We start from the raw sequence: 20,138 nt of genomic DNA on the forward strand, positions 1-20,138 counted from the left end.
CGGCGATCACTTTTCGCTGAGCAGGGCGGCCAGTCGTTGGGGATCGGTGACCGGCGCCTTGCAGGTGGAGCCCCGGCAAATATAGGCCGCCGCCTTGCCCTCTGCCAGCGACTTGCCATGGGCGGGATGGCCTATGGCCAGGGATGCGCCGTCCTCGACCCTGAGCAGCGAGACGGCGGGCAGCGGGTGGGCGGCGAAGGCGCCGAGCAGGGCAAGGCTGCCAGGATCGTCCAGGGGCCCGACGATCACCACCTGCAGCGGCTCGGCCAGGATGGAAAAGGCCTCGAGCAGGGAGGTCATGTGGGGGATCTGTTCGGGGATGGCGGCGGCGAAGGAATCGATCACCGCGTTCGCGCGCTCGCGCCAGGCTTCGTCGCCGGTGGCCAGCCACAGCCGGGCCAGGGCCTCGGCCATCATGCCGTTGCCGCTGGGCACCGCCGAATCGAAGGTGGGCTTGGTGCGGATCACCACGTCGGTGGCGTCCCCGGCGGAATGGAAATAGCCGCCGCCCGTCTCGTCCCAATGATGGGCGTGAACCTGTCCGGCCCAGGCCTTGGCGCGGTCCAGGTAGTCGGGCCGGGCGGTGATCTCGTGCAGCGCCAGCGCCGCCAGCATCAACCAGGCGTAATCGTCGAGCACGGCGGCGGTTTCGGCCCGGCCCTGGCACAGGGAATGGGCGGGGCGTCCGTCGGGCCGGGTCATCTTCTCGATGATGATCCCGAAGGCATGCTCGGCCGCGGCCAGCCAGTCGGGGCGGTCGAAGGCCAGCGCCGCCTCGGCCAGAGCCGCGATCATCATGGCGTTCCAGTCGGCCAGCACCTTGCCGTCGCGGCCCGGCCAAACCCGCTTGTCGCGCTCGGCCAGCAAGGCCGCCTTGGCCGCCGCCAGTCCTGAATCGTCGCCGCCGCCCCTGGGGTGGTTGCGATGCAGGATGTTGCGCCCCTCCCAATTGCCGTGGGGCTGCACGCCGTACAATTTGCAGAATTCCGAAGCGGTCTCCAGGTCCAGCAGGGCCGAGATCTCTTCCGAGGTCCAGGTGTAGAACAGCCCTTCCTCGCCCTCGCTGTCTGCGTCGAGTGCGGCGGCGAAGGCGCCGCCCTCGGCGGTCATGTCGCGCAACAGCCAGCCCACCGTCTCGAAGATGCGGGCGCGGTAAAGGGGCGAGCCGGTATGCTTCCACACCTTGGTCAGCAGCGACAAAAGCTGGGCGTTGTCGTAGAGCATCTTCTCGAAATGGGGCACCAGCCAGATGTCGTCGGTGGAATAGCGCATGAAGCCGCCGCCCAGGTGGTCGTAGATGCCGCCCTGGCAGATATGGTCCAGCGTCACCGTCACCGCGTCCTTGAGGCTGGAATTGCCGGTCCGCAAGTACGAGTGCCACAGGAAGCGGAACAGGCCGGGCTGGGGAAACTTGGGCGCGCCCACCGTGCCGCCGTCCTCGAAATCGATCAGCCGCAGGCATTGGGTGGCGGCCAGATCCACCACCTCCATGTCGAGGCCCATGGGTCCGGGCGAGCGGGCCATCTGTTCCAGCGCACCCCGGATGCGCTCCACATTGTGGCCGATCTTTTCCGGGTCCTTGTGGAAGGTGTGGGCGATGCCCTCCAGCACGTCGGGGAAGGCGGCGCGGCCATAGCGCGGCGTGGCGGGGAAATAAGTGCCGCCCCAGAACGGCTCGGCGTCGGGGGTGAGGAACATGGTCAGCGGCCAGCCGCCGTGCTGGCCCATCAGCGCCAGCGCGTTCTGGTACAGCGCATCCAGATCGGGGCGTTCCTCGCGGTCGACCTTGATGTTGACGAACAGGTGGTTCATCAGCCCGGCGATGCCTTCGTCCTCGAAGCTTTCATGGGCCATGACATGGCACCAGTGGCAGGCGGAATAGCCCACCGAAAGGAGGATCGGCTTGTTGGCGGCCTTGGCCTCGGCCAGGGCGTCCGCTCCCCAGGCCCACCAGTGGACGGGGTTATGGGCGTGCTGCAGCAGATAGGGGCTGGTCTCGGCGGCCAGTCGGTTGAAAGACATTCCTTGATCCTTGAACGGCGGGACATTGCGTCCGGGAGGGCTAATGCTTAGTTTGGGAGGAGGTGGGCCGAGCGCAAGACGAGGATGACATGAAGATCACCGTGGATGTGGACTGTACGCCGGAAGAGGCGCGGACCTTTCTGGGCCTGCCCGACGTCAAGCCCATGCAGGAAGCGCTGATGAAGCAGATTCAGGACCAGATGGCCGCCAGCCTGCACGCCATGGAGCCCGAGACCATGCTGAAGGTCTGGCTGCCCGCCGGCGTCCAGGGCATGGAGCAGCTGCAGAAGATGTTCTGGTCGCAGTTCGCTTCCGGCGGACGGCAACCCAAGGAGAAGTGAAAGTGAGCCGTCTGCCCAGCGATCCGCCCGACTTTTTCCGGGTCCACGTCTTCATCTGCACCAACCGCCGCCCCGACGACAACAAGCGCGGCTCGTGCGCTCAGAAGGGGTCCGAGGATTTGCGCGAGCACATGAAGAATGCGCAGAAGAAGCTCGGCCTCAAGGACGTGCGCATCAATTCCGCCGGCTGCCTCGACCGCTGCGGCCAGGGGCCGGTGATGGTGATCTATCCCGAGGGCATCTGGTACAGCTTCCACACCATCGCCGACATCGACGAGATCCTGGACACCCATGTGGTCAAGGGCGGCCGGGTCGAGCGTCTGATGCTCGCCGCCCAGCCCTGACGGCATCCCCATGTCCGACACCATCTATGCCCTTGCCAGCGCCTCGGGCCGCGCCGGCGTGGCGGTGTGGCGACTGTCGGGCGAGAGGGCGGGCGAGGCCCTTCGCGCCCTGACCGGCAAGGATCTGCCCGAACCCCGCAAGGCTTCGCGCGCCCGCATCCGTGACGCAAGCGGCGAGGCGATCGACGACGGGCTGGTCCTGTGGTTCGCCGCGCCGTCTTCCTTCACCGGCGAGGACGTGGCCGAGTTGCATCTGCATGGCGGCCGGGCGGTGGCGGCGGCGCTGACCCGGCGGCTGGGCGAATTGGGCCTGCGTCCCGCCGAGCCGGGCGAGTTTTCCCGCCGCGCCTTCCTCAACGGCAAGCTCGATCTCACCCGCGCCGAGGCCATCGCCGATCTGGTCGATGCCGAGACGGCGGCGCAGCAGCGCCAGGCCCTGCGCCAGCTGGACGGTGGACTGGCCGGGCTGGTGGAGGAGTGGCGGGCGGGCCTGATCCGCGCCATGGCCCATCTGGAAGCGGTGATCGACTTCGCCGACGAGGACATCCCCGACACGTTGGCAGAGCAATCGGTGGCCGAGGTCCGCGCCCTTAAGGCCGAGATGGCGGGCCATCTGGACGAGCGCCGCAGCGGCGAGCGGCTTCGGGACGGCATCCATATCGCCATCCTGGGTGCGCCCAATGCCGGCAAGTCCAGTCTGCTGAACCGCCTTGCCGGGCGGGAAGCCGCCATCGTCTCGGCCCAGGCCGGCACCACGCGGGACGTGATCGAGGTGCATCTGGACCTGGACGGCTGGCCGGTGATCGTCGCCGACACCGCCGGCTTGCGGGAGTCCACCTGCGAGATCGAGAGCGAAGGCGTACGCCGGGCGGCAGCCCGGGCGGCAGGCGCCGATCTCAAGCTCTGCGTCTTCGACGGGTCGCTCCATCCCGATCTGGACGCGGCGACCTTGGAAATGATAGACGACGCCACCCTGGTGGTGCTCAACAAGCGCGACCTGATGGCGGGCGAGGTTCCGGCCGTCATCAATGGCCGCCCGGTCCTGGCCCTGTCGGCCAAGCGGGGCGAGGGGGTGGACCAACTGGTCGCCGCCCTGGCCGAGACGGTGGAACACCGCTTCGCCGTGGGCGCCGCCCCGGTGCTGACCCGCGAGCGTCACCGTGTGGCGGTGGCCGAGGCGGTGGACTCACTGGCTCGGTTCGACCCGGCGATGGGTATCGAGATGGCCGCTGAGGATTTGCGACTGGCGGCGCGCTCACTGGGCCGTATCACCGGACGGGTCGATGTGGACGAGATTTTGGACGTCATCTTCCACGAGTTCTGCATTGGAAAGTGACTCCCCCTAGATATGGTGTGTTTCACGTGAAACAAACAAGCTCTTGCGATGTGGTGGTAATCGGGGCGGGCCATGCCGGGTGCGAGGCCGCCGCCGCCGCCGCGCGCTTCGGCGCACGCACCGTGCTGCTCACCCAGCGGCTCGAGACCATCGGCGAGATGAGCTGCAACCCGGCCATCGGCGGTCTGGCCAAGGGTCAGCTGGTGCGCGAGATCGACGCCCTGGACGGGCTGATGGGCCGCGCCATCGACCGCGCCGGCATCCAGTTCCGCATCCTCAACCGCAGCAAGGGACCGGCGGTGCAGGGACCCCGCGCCCAGGCCGACCGCAAGCTCTATCGCCTCGCCATGCGCGCCCTGCTGGACGAGACCGCCAACCTGTCGCTGCTGGAGGGCTCGGCCGAGGATCTGGTGGTGGAAGGGGGAAGGGTAAGCGGTGTGGTCCTGGCCGACGGCTCGACCCTTGTCTGCGGCGCCGTGGTGATCACCACCGGCACCTTTCTGCGCGGCCTGATCCATCTGGGCGAGAAGACCTGGGCCGCTGGAAGGGTGGGGGACGCGCCGTCGCTGGGCCTGTCGCTGGCGCTGGAGCGGGCGGGTCTGCCGCTGGGCCGTCTCAAGACCGGCACCCCGGCCCGCCTGGACGGCCGCACCATCGATTGGGAGTCCCTCGACCGCCAGGAGGGCGACGACCCGCCGGTGCCGTTCTCGTATCTGACGGACCGCATCACCACGCCGCAGGTGGCCTGCGGCATCACCGCCACCACGCCCGAAACCCACGCCATCATCCGCGCCAACCTGGAACGCGCCCCCATGTATTCCGGCCAGATCCAGAGCACCGGCCCGCGCTATTGCCCCAGCATCGAGGACAAGGTGGTACGCTTCGCCGACCGCGAGCGGCACCAGATCTTCCTCGAGCCCGAGGGTCTGGACGACGACACCGTCTATCCCAACGGCATCTCCACCTCGCTGCCCGAGGACGTGCAGCTGGCCATGATCGCCACCATTCCCGGCCTGGAGAAGTGCCGGGTGATCCGTCCCGGCTATGCCATCGAATACGATTTCGTCGATCCCCGGGCCCTGCACCGCTCGCTGGAGACCCGCGCGGTGGAAGGCCTGTTCCTGGCCGGACAGATCAATGGCACCACCGGCTACGAGGAGGCGGGGGGCCAGGGCCTGCTGGCCGGGCTCAACGCGGCGCGCAAATTGGGGGGGACGGCGCCCCTGGTTCTCGACCGGGCCGACGCCTATCTGGGCGTGATGGTCGACGATCTGGTCAGCCTGGGAACATCCGAGCCCTATCGCATGTTCACCTCGCGGGCCGAGTACCGGCTGCTGCTGCGGGCCGACAACGCCGATCTGCGCCTGACGCCCAAGGGCCGCGAGGCGGGATGTGTGGGGTCGGAGCGCTGGGCTTCCTTCGTGGTCAAGGCCGCCGGGCTGGAGCGGGGCAGGGCGCTGCTGCGCAGCCTGAAGGCCTCGCCCGACATGCTGCGCAAGCAGGGGCTGGAGATCAACCGCGACGGGGTGGTGCGCTCGGCCTGGGACCTGCTGGCCTATCCCGATCTTGACCTCGTCCGTCTCGCCCAGGTGTGGCCCGAGCTGGGCAGCCTGCCCGCCGGCGTGGCCGAACAGCTGGAGATCGAGGGCAAGTACGCCAGCTATCTCGACCGGCAGGAGGCCGACATCCGCGCCTATCGCCGCGAGGAGGGGCTGGCCCTGCCGGATGATCTGGATTACGACGCCATCGGCTCGCTGTCCAACGAGGTGCGGCAAAAATTCAAGGCGGCGCGGCCCGAGACCTTGGCGGCGGCGGCCCGCATTCCCGGCATCACGCCGGCGGCGGTGACGGCGCTGTTGGGCTTTGTGAAAAGAGCCTCCTAGATTTTGTGTTTCACGTGAAACAGAACACTGCATGGGGAATCGGATTGTGGGTCCGGAAGAGTTCCTAACGAAATCTGGTGTTTCACGTGAAACACTCGAGCGCCTGAAGCTCTATGCCGAGCTGCTGGTCAAATGGCAGGCCCGCATCAATCTGGTGGGACCCGACACCTTGGCCGATCTGTGGTCGCGGCACTTCCTCGATTCGGCTCAAGCCTTTGCCCTGATCAAGCCGGGGGCCAGGCGGCTGGTGGATCTGGGAAGCGGCGCCGGCTTTCCCGGTCTGGTGCTGGCGGTGATGGGAGCCCCCGACGTGCATCTGGTGGAGAGCGACGGGCGCAAATGCGCCTTCCTGCGCGAGGTGGCCCGAATCACCGAAACCCCGGTCACCGTGGTCAACAAGCGCATCGAGCAGATGGCACCGCTTTCCGCCGACGTGGTGACCGCCCGCGCCCTGGCGCCGCTCGACCGGCTGCTGGGCTGGGCCTTTCCCCACCTGGCCCCGGGGGGCGAATGTCTCTTCCTGAAGGGTAGGGGGGCGGAAGACGAATTGACCGCAAGTGCGAAAGAATGGAATATCACGGCGAGCCGGGTGCCATCGCTCACCGATCCCGGCGGTCTTGTCCTTCATCTGCGTGAGGTATCCCGTGGCCGAGCCCAGCCGTAGCAGCGCCCGCGTCATCGCCGTCGCCAACCAGAAGGGCGGAGTGGGCAAGACCACCACCGCCATCAATCTGGCGACCGCCATGGCGGCGACCAAGAAGACGGTGCTGATCATCGATCTCGACCCCCAGGGCAACGCCAGCACCGGGCTGGGCATCGACCGTTCGGCCCGCGACGTCAATTCCTATCACGTGATGCTGGGCGAGGCGGCCCTGGCCGACGCGGTGATCGCTACCTCCATTCCCGGCCTATCCGTGGTGCCGTCGGGCGTCGACCTGTCGGGCGCCGAGATCGAGCTGGTGGAGTTCGAGCGCCGCGAGCACCGTCTCAAGGAATCCCTGGCCGGGTCGCTCGCCGCCTACGACTACGTGCTGATCGACTGCCCGCCGTCCCTGAACCTGCTGACGCTGAACGCCCTGGTGGCGGCCAATGCGGTGATGGTGCCCCTGCAGTGCGAGTTCTTCGCCCTGGAAGGCGTCAGCCATCTGATCAAGACCATCGAGCGGGTGCGCCAGGCCTTCAATCCCGGCCTGGAATTGCAGGGCATCATCCTCACCATGTTCGACAAGCGCAACAACCTGTCCGACCAGGTGGCCGCCGACGTGCGCGAGTATTTCGGCGACAAGGTCTACAAGACGGTGATTCCGCGCAACGTCCGGGTGTCCGAGGCGCCCAGCCACGGCAAGCCGGTGCTGCTTTACGACATGAAGTGCTTAGGCTCCGAGGCCTATATCAATCTGGCTTCGGAAGTGTTGAAGCGCGAACGGGAATTGTTGAGGGCATAACTCCGACGCGCCGGAGGCGGGGAGGCAAGGCCAAAGGCCGCCGCGGCTTAGGCCGCCGCGGCTTAGGCCGCGAAAGCCAAGCGAAGCGCCCGGCGATTGAGGGCTGACCAAGAGGGTTTAAAGTGGCTGACGAAAAGAAGAAGGGCCTGGGGCGCGGCCTGTCCGCCCTGTTGGGTGATCACGCGGCCTCGGCCATCGCGGCGGTGACCAGCGCCGCTGCCGCGGGGCCGGAGGGGCAGGCGGCCATCAAGGGCTTGCGGACCATGCCGCTGGAGCATCTCCAGCCGGGCAAGTTCCAGCCGCGCCGCACCTTCGACGAGGACCGCATCGCCGACCTGGTGGAATCGGTGCGCGAGAAGGGCATTCTCCAGCCGCTGCTGGTGCGTCCCCTGCCGGGCAATCCGGCGCGCTTCGAGATCATCGCCGGCGAACGCCGCTGGCGGGCGGCCCAAGGCGCCAAGCTGCACGAGGTTCCGGTCATCGTCCGCGAGCTCTCGGACCGCGAGGCCCTGGAAGTGGCACTGGTCGAGAACCTGCAGCGCCAGGACCTGTCGCCTTTGGAAGAGGCCGACGGCTACCGCCGCCTGATGGACGAGTTCTCCCACACCCAGGAGGAGCTGGCCAAGGCGGTGGGCAAGTCGCGCTCGCACGTGGCCAACATGATCCGCCTGCTGGCGTTGCCCGATCCGGTCAAGATCATGCTGGAGAGGGGCGAGCTGACGGCGGGCCACGCCCGTGCCCTGCTGACGGCGGCCGACCCGCTGCGGCTGGCGCGTGACGTGGTGGGGCGCGCGCTCAACGTGCGCCAGACGGAAAAGCTGGTCAACGACGAGGGCAAGGCCAAGCCCACCAATGGCGGCCGCCCCGCCGGCGGCGGAAAGGATCCCGACATCGCGGCGCTGGAACGCGACCTGACCTCGCAGCTGGGCTGCAAGGTGGCGATCCGTTCGCTGGGCAAGGGTGGCGAGCTGACCATCTCCTACGGCTCGCTGGAACAGCTCGACGATCTCCTGGCCCGCCTGTCACGCAATCCCGACCGGTCGGTCGAGGATCTGGACGCGGTCTGATCCTCCTGAATCTCGGCTCTATGAAGACGCCGCCCGCCTTTGTAGTATGGGCGGGCGGCGCGGAAGAATCCGGGGGAGGCGAGGATGGCGACGGAACAACAAAACGATTCCCTTGACGCGTTGCTGGCCAATCTGCCGGACGACGTCGTCGAATCCTTCACCGCCGACCAGCGGGCCGCCCTGTGGAACGCCGCCAAGCCCATCAGCTGGCGCAAGCATCCCATCAACATCCGCATCACCTTTCCCTTTTTCGGCGGCCGCCACTTCGTCACCATCGTCGGTGGCTACGAGCGCCGCTCCATCGACCGCATCGACCGCGACCGCCACATGCACCCGCTGCGCACCGCCGGCAACGTTCTGTTCATGCTCGGCGTGGGCGGGGCCTTCTACCTGGCCGCCGTCATCGGCATCTTCATGTTCTCCAACCTGATCGAGTTTTAAATGACCACGTGTCCCTGCGGCTCCGGCCAGACCTTTGCATCCTGCTGCGAACCCTTCATCGCCGGCAAGGCCCTGCCGCCTACGCCCGAGGCGCTGATGCGCTCGCGCTATTCCGCCTTCACGGTGGCGGCCATCGACTACCTGCACGACACCCTGGCGCCCGACGAGCGCGGCGACTTCCATCGCGCCGAGACCGAGAAGTGGGCCAAGTCGTCCCAGTGGCTGGGCCTGACCATCCACGGCGCCACGGGCGGCGGGGAGGGAGACGACGAGGGAACGGTGGATTTCACCGCCCGTTTCCGCATGGACGGCAAGAACGAGGCCCATCGCGAGCTCTCCACCTTCCGGCGCGAGGACGGCCGCTGGTACTACGTGGCCGGCCGCATCGGCGGCGCCCCGGTGGAGCAGCGCCGCGTGACGGTCAAGGCGGGCCGCAACGATCCCTGCCCCTGCGGTTCGGGCAAGAAATTCAAGAAGTGCTGCGGCGCCTGATCGCCGCCGCTTGAGTTCGCCACAACGCGAATGACGCGAAGGGGCCGCGGTTTTCCGCGGCCCTTTTTGTCGCCCCATCCGGAACGAGCCGCTGTCCCTGGTCCGCGGACATCAACTGTGCTTCACTGGAATCGGTCGAAGGAGGCGCGCATGCAGTTCCATCAAGATGGATTTCACCCCGGCGATCCCCGCTTCGCCGATCCCCAGGATAGGGTGGTGCCGCCGCCCATCAAGCGCCCCTTGCCCGCCGAGGTGGACGTGATGATCGTCGGCTGCGGCCCCGCCGGGCTCAATCTGGCGGCCCAGCTGTCGAAATTCCCCGAGATCAGGACCTGCATCGCCGATCTGAAGGATGACCGGCTGCTGGTGGGCCAGGCCGACGGCATGGCGTGCCGTACGCTGGAGATGTTCCAGGCCTACGGCTTCGCCGACCAGGTCATCCAGGAAGCCTATGGCGTCAACGAGGTCACCTTCTGGAAGCCCAATCCCGATGCGCCCGCCGGGATCATGCGCAACGACCGTATCCAGGATGTGGAGGACGACCTGTCGGAAATGCCGCACGTGATCATCAATCAGGCGCGCATCCACGACCTGTTCCTCGATGTCATGCGCCAGGGCCCGGCGAAGATCGAGCCCTTCTACTCGCGCAAGCTGGTGGGGCTGGAGGTGGACCGGAACGCGGCGGACCATCCGGTGACCCTGACCTTCGAGCGGGCGGTGACCCATTCCCAGACCTCCAAGACCCTGGAAACCGTCCGGGCCCGCTATGTGGTGGGCTGCGACGGCGCGCGCAGCACGGTGCGCCAGGCCATCGGCCGCGAGCTGGTGGGCGACGCGCTCAACCAGGCCTGGGGCGTGATGGACGTGCTGGTGGTCACCGACTTCCCCGACATCCGCCTCAAGGCGGTGATCCATTCCGCCAACGAAGGCAACATGCTGATCATCCCGCGCGAAGGCGGGTACATGGTGCGGCTCTATATCGAGCTGGACAAGTTGCAGGAAAACCAGCGTATCTCCCGCGATAGTGTTACTGCCGACTACCTGATCGCCGCGGCCCGCAGGATCATGCGGCCCTACGCCATCGACGTGAAGGAAGTGGCCTGGTGGAGCGTCTACGAGATCGGCCAGCGCCTGACCACCGCCTTCGACGATTCCGAGCCCGGCCGGGCGCCTCGCGTCTTCCTGGCCGGCGATGCCTGCCACACCCACAGCCCCAAGGCGGGGCAGGGGCTCAACACTTCGGTCAACGACACCTGGAACCTGGGCTGGAAGCTGGCCCACGTGCTGAAGGGGCGGGCCGATGCCGACCTTTTGCTCAGCTATTCGGCCGAGCGCCAGGACATTGCCAAACAGCTCATCGACTTCGACCGGGAACTGGCCCGGATGTTCAGCGCCAAGCCCAAATCGGCCGATAATCCCGACGGAATCGACCCCGCCGAATTTCAGCGCTACTTCACCCAGTTCGGTCGTTTCACAGCCGGAACGGCCACCCATTACAAGCCTTCAGCCCTGGTGGGCGACGGCGCGCACCAGCATCTGGCCAGGGGCCAGATCCTCGGCATGCGCTTCCACTCGGCTCCCGTCATCCGGCTGGCCGATGCCAAGCCCATGCAATTGGGCCATTGCATCGAGGCCGACGGCCGCTGGCGCGTCTTCGCCTTCGCCGGCCGGGCTGAACCCATGGGACCCGATTGCGGTATCCGCGCCCTGTGCGAGTACCTGGCGGGTGATTCCACCTCGCCCTTGCGCCGCCATACGCCTGAAGGCGCCGACCCGGATTCCGTCATCGACCTGCGGGCGGTGTTCCAGACGCCCCATCGCCACATGCGGCTTGAACGCCTTCACCCCTTGCTGGTTCCGGCCAAGGGCCGCCATGGCCTGAAAGATTACGAGAAGGTGTTCTGCCCTGATTTCAAGAGCGGCCGGGACATCTACGACATGCGGGGAATCGACCGGGACAAGGGTTGCGTGATCGTGGTGCGTCCTGACCAGTATGTGGCGCAGGTCCTGCCCCTGGCCGATCATGACGGGCTGGCTCGGTTCTTCGCCGGCGTGCTGAGGGCCCGCTAGGTTCCCACGTATACGAAGGGCGCCCAGAAGAACGGATGGGTCGGCACGAAGGGCCTGGATCCCGGAACCGTCTGGCCGCGCAGGGATCGGCGCGCGGCCTCCAGTGCCGCCAGGGGCCGGTCGCCTTGGGCGATGCGGCCGAAGGTGACGGTGATCAGCTCCTGGGCGGACAGGCTTTCCACGCTCCAATGGCTGACCACCAGCCCATGGGCGCCGGCGAACATGAATGCCCGGGTCAATCCGGCGAAGCCCTCGCCGGTTCCCGCCCGGCCCGGCTCGCCGGCGGTGTTGCAGGCCGACAGCACCACCAGATCGCTGTTCAGTTTCAGCTCCTCGATGACCTCGCGCATGGTGAGCAGGCCGTCCTCGCCGTTGAGGTCGCCGACCATGGTGAGCGCCAGGGCGGGCTGAGGCGGCGGCGCGGTGTCGTCGCCACCCAGGGACAGGAACTCGCCCGACAGCAGGCCGTGGGTGGCGAAGTGCAGATAGCGGGTCTTGTCCAATTTGGCCCGCTTGACGGCGTATTCATTGGCCTCGGCGCGCAGGTAAAGCCGGCTGTCGCCGCCCAGGGCCTTGGCCACGGCGCGGGCTTCGTCGGCGGTTTCGGGCAGGCGCGGCAGCGCCGCCTTGTCGCCCGTGGCCGGGAATACGGGATCGGCGAAGGAGACCAGGCCGGTGGCCGCACTTTGCGACGGGGCGTAGAGCCGTTCGGACGCCAGGGCGGCCAGACTGGGCAGGTAGGCGAAGCGGTAGCGGTTGGCCAGCCAGGGAAGAGTGGCGTATTCCGCCAAAAAGGGGCCGGCGGCACGGGCGGCCTGGAACGTCTTCTTTTCCGCCTCGCCCCAGTTGGTTACCAGTACTTCGAAGGGAAGCGTCTGGAGCGAATGGTCGGCGACGACGAAGACTTGCGTCGCCCCGGACAGCAGCGGCTCCAGCGGCGCCACCAGGTGCCGGTACAGGCCGTGCGACAAGGCGGGGTCGAAGGCGGCGAACGCCTCCCTGGTTCCCTCGGATGCCGTTTCGATAGAGGAACGGAGTGCCAGGACCGAAGCGTCCACCTCCTTCCGGCCTACCGGAGCGGTGACCATGCGAAAGGCGTCGCGGGTCACGGCGAATACCAGGGTGACGTCGGGCAGGGTGGCGGTGGACAGCAGGGTCTCGCCCGGCCGCAGCAGACGCTGCTGCAGATCATCGACGGTTACCGGGCGCGGTTGGACCAGCTCCATGAAGCGGGGAAAGTCCCGCCACATCTCGTCCTCCGCCGTCCTGGCCGCCGCCATGGCGGTCTGGAGTTCGGCGGCGACCGACCGGGGAATGTCGCCTTCACCCCCATCCAGACCGCCGAGCGCATCGCTTTCGCGCAATTGCGCCAGACGTTTTCGGGCCTGTTCCAGCCGCTCCTTTCTGTCGAGGAAGCGCGGCTCGGAGGAAAATCGCCGGATGTCGGCCTGGCGCATCAGGTCGGTGAAGATGCGGCTTTGCGCCTGGCTGGCGACCGCCAGGGCCTGGCGGTCGTGGCCAGCTGCCGGATTGATGGCGTGCAGACCGGCCAGCACGCCCAGGACATCGGCATAAAGTCCCGAGAACCGGTCGGTCAGGCCCAGGCGTGATCCTTCGTCCAGGGCGCGGGCACCCGAAAAAATCCGCTCCAGCCGGGTGATCGCGGCCAGGTAATGGGGCAGGGCCTGTTCCGGCTGGTTGCGGCGCTTGAAGAACTGGGCGGCCCGCCGGTCGGCATTGGCGGCCTGAAGATCGGAGCCCGAGGAGCGGGCGGCGGCGGCGCGCCGGTGAAGCATCGCTGCCGGCTCGAATTGCTGCTGCCGCTCACGCAGATCGGCAAGGTCCTGGGCGATGGAAGGGAAGAAATCGCTGGTGGGGCCGAACACGCGCTCGGCGTCGGACAGGGCGGTGGCGAGAAGGGGCTCGGCCTCCTCCAGGCGTTCCAGCCTCAGGGCCAGGGACCCGGCAAGGGCGCGGGCGACGATGGTCAGCATCCCCTGGGCACCGGACAGCCGCTCCCGGATGGCCAGGGCGCGGCGGGCCTGATCATAGGCTTCGGCGGTCTTTCCCTCCTCGGACAGCACCCGGGCCAGCATGAAGGCCGCCCCCGCCCGGGGCCCCTCCAGATTGGGATCGGACCCGGCGGCGGCCAGAACCTGCTCGATCCGGTCTTTGGCGCCCTGTCGGTCACCCACCAGACGCGACAGATCGGCCAGTTGCAGCCTGGCGCGCAAGCCGTGGCGGGTGGCGCCATCCTCATCGCCGGTCAACGGTACCCGGTCCAGGATCTCGCGGGCCTCGGCGAAGCGGCCCATGCGGCGAAGCAGGGTGCCGTTGTCGGCGCGGATTCGCATGACGGGTGCGCCACCGTCGCCCAGCCGCCGCGCCAGATCGTCCCCGGCCCGGCGCAGCAGGGATTCGGCTTCCTCGGCGCGGCCGCGCGCCGCCAGGGCGTTGGCCATGATCGACAATGCGATGGGACCGGCCCGGCGTTCGATCATGGAATTGGGCGGCAGGGTTTCCAGCACCTGCCGGGCCGTGTCGAAGGCGCGTTCGAACTCGCCCTGGGCAATGGCCTGGCGGGCGTCCTGCAAGGAATCCTTCGGTCGCGGCTGGGCGCCGGCCGGCGAGATGGCCAGCAGCAGCACGGCGCAAAGTGCCAGGGCCGCATGCCTTATCCGCCGGACTATCTGTGGGGGAACGGTTGAATCATTGGAAAGGATGGTCCCGACCACGTTCTGTCGATCCTTCCGCTTTGTCGTCCTGGGGCAAGTGTCCAATCTCCGGGAAATCTTGTCGAGGGGAATTGGCCGGCCCCGCGGTCGCAGCACCGTTCATGTCATTCCGCCTTTCGGCAGGGCGGGAATAGGTTTACTTTTGTATGGATCTCGGGCGGGGAGATGCGGGATGAAAGCTGTCAAATCCGGCACTCTATCTGGCGATCTATGGGGCGGCACCGCGGCCATGCTGGTGGCCTTGCCCTCGGCCATCGCCTTCGGCGTCACCATCTTTTCGGCGCTGGGCAGCCAGTTCGGCGCCCAGGGCGCCGTGGCCGGCATCCTGGGCACCGTGGCGCTGGGCCTGCTGGCGCCGCTGTTCGGCGGCACCAACCGGCTGATCAGCGCGCCCTGCGCGCCGGCGGCGGCCGTGCTGTCGGCTTTCGCCATCGATCACGTGGCGCGGGGCGGCAGCCCCGAACTGGGCCTTCTGCTGCTGGCCCTGATGGGGCTGATGGCCGGCGGCCTGCAGCTGCTGATGGGCGCGCTCAAGCTCGGCCGCCTGATCAAGTACATGCCCTATCCGGTGGTCAGCGGCTATCTGTCGGGCGTCGGCATGATCATCATCGGTAGCCAGCTGCCGCGTTTTCTCGGCACGCCCAAGGGCGTCAAGTTCGCCGAGGCGCTGGTTTCGCCCGCGCTGTGGCGCTGGCAGGGCATGCTGGTGGGCGCCGCCACCATCGTCGTGATGCTGGCCGCGCCCAAGGTGACCAGGAAGGTTCCCGCCCCGGTGCTGGGTCTGCTGGCCGGCATCTTCACCTATCTCGGGCTTGGGCTGTTCGACCCCGCCCTGATGACGCTGGACGGCAACGCCTTCGTGGTCGGCGCCCTGGGCGGCGAGGGCGGCAGCCTGGTAGACAGCTTTGCCGCCCGCTGGTCGGCCCTGGGGCAGCTGGGGTTCGCCGCCCTGCGCGAGCTGCTGATTCCAGCGCTGACCCTGGCGGTGCTGCTGTCCATCGACACGCTCAAGACCTGCGTGGTGCTCGACGCCCTGACCCGCACCCGCCACGATTCCAACCGGGAACTGATGGGCCAGGGCCTGGGCAATCTGGCGGCTGGCCTGGCTGGCGGCGTTCCCGGCGCCGGCACCATGGGCGCCACCCTGGTCAACATGTCCAGCGGCGCCCAGACCAAGCTGTCGGGGCTGGTCGAAGGCGTTTCCGCCCTGATCGCCTTCGCGCTGCTGGCTAATCTGATCTCGTGGGTGCCGGTGGCCTCGCTGTCGGGCATCCTGCTGGTCATCGGATTGCGCATGATCGACCGGCACAGCCTGAATTTCCTCAAATCGCGCGACACCGTCATGGATTTCGTGGTGATCGCCGCGGTGGTGGCTTGCGCCCTGTCCGTCAGCCTGATCGTCGCCTCGGGGATCGGCGTGGTGCTGGCCGTCCTCCTGTTCATCCGCGAGCAGGTCCACGGCTCGGTGGTCCGCTGCATCGCCACCGGCGACCAGTCCTTCTCCAAGCGGGTCCGCACCCAGGACGAGATGGACATCCTGGCCGAGCGCGGCGGCCAGACGGCCGTTGCCGAATTGCAGGGCAGCCTGTTCTTCGGCACCACCAGCCAGCTGTTCCATGCCCTGGAGAACGACCTCAAGATCCGCAAATACCTGATCCTGGACATGCGCCGGGTCCAGTCGGTGGATATCACCGCCGCCCACATGCTCGACCAGATCAAGGACATCCTGGCCGAGCGCCAGGGTGTGCTGATCTTCAGCCAGATGCCTAAGCACCTGCCCAGCGGCAAGGACATGGAGAAATACTTCGACCAGACCGGGGTGGTGCGCTCGGGCCAGCCGGTCCGCATCTTCGGCGAGGCCGACGAGGCCCTGGAATGGGTCGAGGACCGCATCCTCGCCGAGGCGGAACTGGCCTCCAACGAGGAGACCTTGCTGGAACTGGCCGAGATCGAGCTGTTCAAGGCCCGCAAGCGCGAAACCCTGGACGAGCTTGAGAAAAGCATGGAAGTCCGGGTGATCTCCGCCGGCGAGAAGATCTTCTCCATCGGCGACCAGGGCGACGAGCTGTTCCTGATTCGCAAGGGCATCGTGCGCATCATGCTGCCCCTGCCCAGCGGCCATACCAGGCATATCGCCACCTTCGGCCGGGGCGCCTTTTTCGGCGAGATGGCCTTCCTCGACGGCGAATCCCGCTCGGCCGACGCCATGGCCTTCACCGAGGCCCATCTCTACGTGCTGTCGCGCCAGGCCTTCGACCTGTTCGCCGAGAACCACAAGAAGGTGGGCATGAACATGATGGAGAGGCTGGCGAGCATCCTGGCTAGCCGCCTGCGCTACACCAACGCCGAGCTGCGCGCCCTGGAAGGGTAGGGGCTTGATTCAGCCGACCGGCCAGCGCAGCGGCCGTCCGGCGAAGAACTCCTCCAGATTGGCGATGGCGTCCATACCCATGCGGTCGCGGGTCTCCACCGTGGAGGTGCCGATATGGGGCAGCAGGGTGGCGTTGGGCAGGTCCAGGTAGCGGCGGTCGAAGGCGGGCTCGCCGGCGAAGACGTCCAGCCCGGCCGCCGCCAGCCGGCCCGAACGCAGCGCCGCGATCAGATCGTCGTCCACCACCTGATCGCCGCGGGCGGTGTTGATCAGCACCGCGCCCTCGGGCAGCCAGGACAGGCTTTGGGCGTTGATCTGGCCCAGGGTCTCGGGCGTGCTGGGGGTATGGAGCGAGACAATGCGGCTGGCCCGAAACAGGCTTTCCAGGCTGGAGTGAAACTCCGCCCCGTCTTCCAGTTCGGGGGAAAGGCGGCGGCGCTGGTGATAGGCGATACGCATTCCGAAGGCGCGCGCCCGCTGGGCCACGGCGCGGCCGATCCGCCCCATGCCCACCAGCCCGAGAACCTTGCCGCCGGGGTCCATGCCGAGATTGTTCCAGGCGTTCCAGGCCCCCCACTGGCCCGAACGCAGGATCGCCTGATGCTCGTGGGCGCGCCGGCAGGCCGAAAGCAGCAGCAGCAGGGCCAGATCGGCGGTGGCCGCGGTGGTGGCGTCCGGGGCATAGCCGACGGCGATGCCGCGCGCCTGGGCCGCCGCCAGATCGATGTGGTTGGTTCCCACCGAAACCGTGGAAATGACGCGCAGGCTGCCGGGAAGGCGGGACATTGTCCCGGCATCCAGACGTTCGGTCAGGCAGATCAGCAGGGCGTCGGCGCGGTGGCGGCTTGCCCGCTCCACCAGTTCGCCGGCGCTCCACAGGGTGTCGGCGGGATTGAGCTCGGCCTCGAACAGCGTCCGGGCCCGCTCTTCCACGGCGGGCGGCAGGCGGCGGGTGACGAGAAGACGCGGTCTGTCCGTAGCGAGGCTCATCTGACACGTCCCATTCCAGGGGGTGACCCGAAAACACGAAAGGCCGCGGTTTCCCGCGGCCTTGTTCGTGGTCCGATTGGAGCGGGCGAAGGGATTCGAACCCTCGACCCCAACCTTGGCAAGGTTGTGCTCTACCCCTGAGCTACGCCCGCTCAATTCGGCGTCTTCGCTGCCGTTTCCAGCGGCGAGGCCCGGATAATACGAAAAGAATTGGCCGACGCAAGCACTTTTTCGCAGGCTTTTTTCCAGGGCGACAAATGGCGGGGTTTGGACTTGCCACAAGGGCGGCAACGGTCCATCTATTGCGGGTCGAACCCGCCAGCTTGAGGGACCGCATAACCATGGATCTGATGTTCAATTCCGGTGCAAAGGGAGCCCCCGGCGGCACCCAATCCGTGCCGGGCGAACTGATCAAGGACGCCACCACCGCCACCTTCGTGGCCGACGTCATCGAGATGTCCCAGAAGGTGCCGGTTATCGTCGATTTCTGGGCGACGTGGTGCGGCCCGTGCAAGACCTTGGGCCCCGCCCTGGAAAAGGTGGTGCGCGAAGCCAGGGGCGCGGTGCGCATGGTCAAGGTGGACGTGGACAAGAACCAGGACCTGGCGGCGCAGCTGCGCATCCAGTCGGTTCCCACCGTCTACGCCTTCAAGGGCGGCCGCCCGGTGGACGCCTTCACCGGCGCCCAGCCCGAAAGCCAGCTGAAGGAATTCGTCAAGCGCCTGATCGCCGGTGGCAATGCCGGTCCGACCATCGACGACTACATCGCCGAGGCCAAGCAGGTCCTGGAAGACGGCGACCCCCAGACGGCGGCCGGCATCTTCAACCAGATCCTGCAGGAAGCCCCCGACAACGCCTCGGCCATGGCCGGGCTGCTGCGCTGCCTGATGGCGGTGGGCCAGAGCGCCCAGGCGGAATCCATGCTGGCCCGTCTGGCGCCCGAAATGCTCCGCAACCCCGAGATCGCCGCGGTGGCCACCGCGCTGGAACTGGCCAAGAGCGCCGGGGGCGTGGGCGAGGCAGCCGAGCTGCGCCGCCGCCTGGCTTCCGACCCCGACGACCATCAGGCACGCTATGACCTGGCGCTGGCCTATTACGCCGCCGGCGAGGGCGAGGCGGCGGTGGACGAGCTGCTGGACCTGTTCAAGCGCAACCGCACCTGGAACGAGGACGCGGCGCGCAAGCAGCTGGTCAAGCTGTTCGAGGCCTTCGGTCCCACCCATCCGCTGACCGTCGCCGGGCGCAAGCGGCTGTCCACCCTGCTGTTCTCGTAATTCCGCCATGCAGGCCGACCGCCCCTTGCGCATCGACGACCTGCCCCGCGACCTGCCGGTCTTCGCGGTGTCGGGCGCCATCCTGCTGCCCAAGGGCAGCGCGCCGTTCATGGTGTTCGAGCCCCGCTATCTGGCCATGGTCGACGACGCGCTGGGACTGGGCCGGCTGTTCGCCCTGGTTCAGCCGCGCGACGACAAGGACAAGGGCGGCACGGTGCCCGGCCTCTACGACACCGGCTGCCTGGCGCGCATCACCGCCTTCGGCGAGACCGGCGACGGCCGCTACCTGATCACCGCCGCCGGCATCTGCCGTTTCCGTTTGGCCGGCGAGGTGGAGGGCCGCGCCGGCTATCGCCGGGTGCGGACCGACTACATCCCCTATTCCGCCGACCTGGACGGCAGCGATTCCGGTCCGGTGGACCGGCGCGGCCTGCTTTCCATCGTGCGCGCCTATCTGGGGGGGCTTGGCATGTCGGCCGACATTGCCCAATTGGAAAAGGCCGACGACGCCGATCTCACCGTCCGTCTGGCCATGGCCTGCCCCTTCGCGCCCGTGGAGAAGCAGGCCCTGCTTGAGGCGGCCAGCCATGCCGAGCGCTGCCGCCTGATGATCACCTTGATCCAAAGGGAGCTGCTGAACGAAAGCGGCGGCTCTTCGATACATTAGGAGCGTTGTTCATGCCCGAGCGTGTTTCGGCCTTCGACACGAAGCTGCTGGAGATCCTGGTGGCTCCCGGCACCCATGCACCGCTGCGCTATGACGCGGCCGCCCAGGAGCTGATCGACGACAAGGGCGGACTGGCCTATCCCATCCGCGACGGCATTCCGATCATGCTGGTGGACGAAGCCCGCGCCATCGAGGGAGACGCACGATGAATATCCCCGCCGAACGCCCCTGGCCCGAGGAACTCAAGGTCGACAAGGCGGCGCGCACCCTGAAAGTCGCCTTCTCCGACGGCAAGACCTTCGTGCTGCCGGCCGAGCTGCTGCGGGTGGAAAGCCCGTCCGCCGAGGTCCAGGGCCATTCCCCCGACCAGAAGCAGCTGGTCTCGGGCCGCATGCATGTGGGCATCATCGGCGTCGAGCCGGTGGGCAATTACGCCGTCAAGCTGGTGTTCGACGACCTGCACGACAGCGGCATCTATTCGTGGGACTACCTCTACGCGCTGGGCGCCAACCAGGACGCCATCTGGGCCGATTACCTGGCCGAGTTGGAAGCCCTTGGCCTGTCGCGCGACCCGGCGCTGTCCAAGGCGCCGCCGCCCAAGGCTCACGGTTGCGGCGGGGGCGGGGGCTCCAAGTCGGGTGGGTGCGGCTGCGGCTGAAA

18 protein-coding genes and 1 tRNA gene are annotated in these 20,138 nt (G+C 67.6%); 15 read left to right on the top strand and 4 right to left on the bottom strand.

Going from position 1 to position 20,138, the window contains the following annotated elements; translation table 11 throughout:
* Nucleotides 1-6 precede the first annotated feature (6 nt).
* Entirely contained in the window at nucleotides 7-2,022 is a 2,016-nt protein-coding gene (locus tag XM1_RS03830) for a thioredoxin domain-containing protein (RefSeq protein ID WP_068430017.1), read from the bottom strand.
* 89 nt (nucleotides 2,023-2,111) lie between these two features.
* On the opposite strand from XM1_RS03830, the gene XM1_RS03835 reads away from it, so the two are divergent.
* From XM1_RS03835 to XM1_RS03880, 10 genes are all read left to right on the top strand, one after another.
* Entirely contained in the window at nucleotides 2,112-2,363 is a 252-nt protein-coding gene (locus XM1_RS03835; RefSeq protein ID WP_068430020.1) for a DUF6489 family protein, read from the top strand.
* A 2-nt stretch (nucleotides 2,364-2,365) separates the two neighbouring features.
* Nucleotides 2,366-2,707 (top strand): ferredoxin, encoded by a 342-nt coding sequence (locus XM1_RS03840; protein WP_068430025.1) that lies wholly within the window; start codon nucleotides 2,366-2,368, stop codon nucleotides 2,705-2,707.
* A gap of 10 nt (nucleotides 2,708-2,717) precedes the next feature.
* Nucleotides 2,718-4,043 carry a tRNA uridine-5-carboxymethylaminomethyl(34) synthesis GTPase MnmE gene (mnmE, locus tag XM1_RS03845; protein WP_068430028.1) on the top strand — a complete coding sequence of 442 codons (1,326 nt, stop codon included), beginning with the start codon at nucleotides 2,718-2,720 and terminating at the stop codon, nucleotides 4,041-4,043.
* A 26-nt stretch (nucleotides 4,044-4,069) separates the two neighbouring features.
* Complete coding sequence (gene mnmG / locus XM1_RS03850) at nucleotides 4,070-5,926, top strand: tRNA uridine-5-carboxymethylaminomethyl(34) synthesis enzyme MnmG (RefSeq protein ID WP_068430030.1); 1,857 nt, start codon at nucleotides 4,070-4,072, stop codon at nucleotides 5,924-5,926.
* A 46-nt stretch (nucleotides 5,927-5,972) separates the two neighbouring features.
* Nucleotides 5,973-6,590 carry a 16S rRNA (guanine(527)-N(7))-methyltransferase RsmG gene (gene rsmG / locus XM1_RS03855; RefSeq protein ID WP_156428844.1) on the top strand — a complete coding sequence of 206 codons (618 nt, stop codon included), beginning with the start codon at nucleotides 5,973-5,975 and terminating at the stop codon, nucleotides 6,588-6,590.
* A complete protein-coding gene (locus XM1_RS03860; RefSeq protein ID WP_068430036.1) occupies nucleotides 6,571-7,371 on the top strand; it encodes a ParA family protein in 801 nt (266 codons plus the stop codon). The genes rsmG and XM1_RS03860 overlap by 20 nt, the downstream gene beginning before the upstream one ends.
* A 122-nt stretch (nucleotides 7,372-7,493) precedes the next feature.
* A complete protein-coding gene (locus XM1_RS03865; protein WP_068430039.1) occupies nucleotides 7,494-8,438 on the top strand; it encodes a ParB/RepB/Spo0J family partition protein in 945 nt (314 codons plus the stop codon).
* 84 nt (nucleotides 8,439-8,522) lie between these two features.
* Nucleotides 8,523-8,879 carry a hypothetical protein gene (locus XM1_RS03870; RefSeq protein WP_068430042.1) on the top strand — a complete coding sequence of 119 codons (357 nt, stop codon included), beginning with the start codon at nucleotides 8,523-8,525 and terminating at the stop codon, nucleotides 8,877-8,879.
* Nucleotides 8,880-9,371: a YchJ family protein gene (locus XM1_RS03875; RefSeq protein WP_068430047.1), complete on the top strand. Its 492-nt coding sequence runs from the start codon at nucleotides 8,880-8,882 to the stop codon at nucleotides 9,369-9,371.
* Nucleotides 9,372-9,521: 150 nt separating this feature from the next.
* Nucleotides 9,522-11,441, top strand: a complete 1,920-nt coding sequence (locus XM1_RS03880) for an FAD-binding monooxygenase (protein WP_068430049.1) — start codon at nucleotides 9,522-9,524, stop codon at nucleotides 11,439-11,441.
* Here XM1_RS03880 and XM1_RS03885 read toward each other — a convergent pair.
* Nucleotides 11,438-14,089, bottom strand: a complete 2,652-nt coding sequence (locus tag XM1_RS03885; RefSeq protein ID WP_068430051.1) for a CHAT domain-containing tetratricopeptide repeat protein — start codon at nucleotides 14,087-14,089, stop codon at nucleotides 11,438-11,440. The genes XM1_RS03880 and XM1_RS03885 overlap by 4 nt on opposite strands.
* A 259-nt stretch (nucleotides 14,090-14,348) precedes the next feature.
* Between XM1_RS03885 and XM1_RS03890 the strand changes: the two genes are divergently transcribed.
* Nucleotides 14,349-16,547: a SulP family inorganic anion transporter gene (locus XM1_RS03890; protein ID WP_068430055.1), complete on the top strand. Its 2,199-nt coding sequence runs from the start codon at nucleotides 14,349-14,351 to the stop codon at nucleotides 16,545-16,547.
* A gap of 9 nt (nucleotides 16,548-16,556) precedes the next feature.
* On the opposite strand, the gene XM1_RS03895 is transcribed toward XM1_RS03890, so the two are convergent.
* Both XM1_RS03895 and XM1_RS03900 read right to left on the bottom strand, forming a co-directional pair.
* Entirely contained in the window at nucleotides 16,557-17,537 is a 981-nt protein-coding gene (locus XM1_RS03895) for a D-glycerate dehydrogenase (protein WP_068430057.1), read from the bottom strand.
* 77 nt (nucleotides 17,538-17,614) lie between these two features.
* Nucleotides 17,615-17,689 (bottom strand) — tRNA-Gly (locus XM1_RS03900).
* A gap of 189 nt (nucleotides 17,690-17,878) precedes the next feature.
* Here XM1_RS03900 and trxA point away from each other — a divergent pair.
* The 4 genes from trxA to XM1_RS03920 are packed head-to-tail and all read left to right on the top strand — an operon-like array spanning nucleotide 17,879 to nucleotide 20,136.
* The gene (trxA, locus tag XM1_RS03905; protein WP_068430058.1) at nucleotides 17,879-18,811 is read left to right on the top strand and encodes a thioredoxin; all 933 of its coding nucleotides are present in this window, start codon (nucleotides 17,879-17,881) and stop codon (nucleotides 18,809-18,811) included.
* A 7-nt stretch (nucleotides 18,812-18,818) separates the two neighbouring features.
* The gene (locus XM1_RS03910) at nucleotides 18,819-19,478 is read left to right on the top strand and encodes an LON peptidase substrate-binding domain-containing protein (protein WP_068430059.1); all 660 of its coding nucleotides are present in this window, start codon (nucleotides 18,819-18,821) and stop codon (nucleotides 19,476-19,478) included.
* Nucleotides 19,479-19,489: 11 nt separating this feature from the next.
* On the top strand, nucleotides 19,490-19,687 hold the full coding sequence (locus tag XM1_RS03915; protein WP_068430061.1) for a Trm112 family protein: 198 nt from the start codon (nucleotides 19,490-19,492) through the stop codon (nucleotides 19,685-19,687).
* The gene (locus tag XM1_RS03920) at nucleotides 19,684-20,136 is read left to right on the top strand and encodes a gamma-butyrobetaine hydroxylase-like domain-containing protein (protein ID WP_068430063.1); all 453 of its coding nucleotides are present in this window, start codon (nucleotides 19,684-19,686) and stop codon (nucleotides 20,134-20,136) included. The genes XM1_RS03915 and XM1_RS03920 overlap by 4 nt, the downstream gene beginning before the upstream one ends.
* Nucleotides 20,137-20,138 lie beyond the last annotated feature (2 nt).

Origin of the sequence: Magnetospirillum sp. XM-1, from assembly GCF_001511835.1 — a bacterium.
Taxonomy (GTDB): Bacteria; Pseudomonadota; Alphaproteobacteria; order Rhodospirillales; family Magnetospirillaceae; genus Phaeospirillum.